The following is a 1,470-nucleotide window of genomic DNA, read 5'->3' as shown; positions in this document are numbered from 1 at the left end:
ACCTTTTCCATTTGGGGTAAAAATGAAATTTTAAGCGATGTGGTTTTGGCTATCCGAAAATTTCAGCCGGACATTATCATCAACCGATTCAACCACAGAACCCCGGGTACTACTCACGGCCATCATACAGCTTCGGCGATTTTGGGACTGGAAGCTTATGACCTATCTGCTGACAATACTGCTTTTCCTGAGCAGTTAAATCACTACAGCCCCTGGCAACCCAATCGCATTTTTTTCAACACCTCCTGGTGGTTTTACGGAAGTCAGGAAGCTTTTGAAAAAGCCGATAAAAGCAATCTGGTGCAATTAAAAACAGGTGCTTACTACCCTTCTTTCGGGCTATCAAATAGTGAAATTGCTGCCTTAAGCCGAAGCAAACACCAGTCGCAGGGATTTGGAAACACCGGCACCCGCGGTGAGGAAACCGAATATCTCGAACTCCTTAAAGGTGATATGCCCACTGATCCCGTCAATCTTTTTGAAGGCATCAACACTACCTGGACACGTATTGAAGGTGGCAAAGCCATTGGTGATATCTTGTACCAAGTGGAAAAAGAGTTTGACTTTACAAATCCGGGGAAAAGCATTCCCGGTCTTGTGAAAGCCTACAAACTCCTGAAAGACAGAACAGATTACTGGGGCATTCAAAAAACCAAAGAAATTGAAAAAATCATAGCCGCCTGCACCGGACTTTTTTTGGAGGCTATTGCCGAAAGCCAATACACTTCGCCCGGTTCGGAAATCAAACTGGGCATGGAAGCCATCAACCGTTCCAAAGTGGATATGCAACTCACCGATGTGATTTACAACAATAAATCACTGCTTGAAGGGCCAAAAGCCTTACCCGAAAACAGAAGGGTGAATTCAGAAAGTCAAATTATCATTCCAAAAAATGCGCCTTACACTTCTCCCTACTGGATCAAGAAAAAAGGTACTACGGGCTTGTTCAATGTTGATGACATTGAAAAAATCGGCGAACCCGTAATCAATGAAAATGAACCGGTTTACTTCAAAGTGAACATTCAAGGTGAAGCGTTTACGTTTAAACGGGACATTATTTATAAGTTTAACAGCCCGGTTACCGGTGAAGTCTATCAACCATTTCAGGTGTTGCCAGAAGTCACCGGAAAAATAAGTGAAAGAGTATTCATATTTGGCAATGATGCGCCCAGAAATGTAGCTGTTAAGGTAAGAGCAGGCAGAGACAATGTTTCCGGTATGGTTTCATTGAATCATCCACAAGGCTGGAAAGTGAGTGAGCCGCAAACATTTCATTTAAACAGCAAAGACGAGGAAAAAGAATTTGTTTTCAAAGTAACCCCTCCCAAACAACAAAGTGAAGGCAGTTTGAATTTACTGATGCAGGTGGGTGACTCTTATTATGTGAATGAAACGGTAACCATTGATTATGACCACATCCCCTATCAGCATATTTTGCTTCCAGCTGAAGCGAAAATCGCCCGAATTCCT

General features: G+C 42.8%; 1 pseudogene. It reads left to right on the top strand.

From position 1 onward, the window contains the following. Positions 1-1,470 (top strand): annotated as a pseudogene (locus AC6F75_RS06120) (LmbE family protein); the annotation flags it as partial.

Source organism: Planktosalinus sp. (assembly GCF_059864935.1).
The sequence above is the reverse complement of the archived record's forward strand: the minus strand, read 5'-3'. Positions and strand labels throughout refer to the sequence as shown.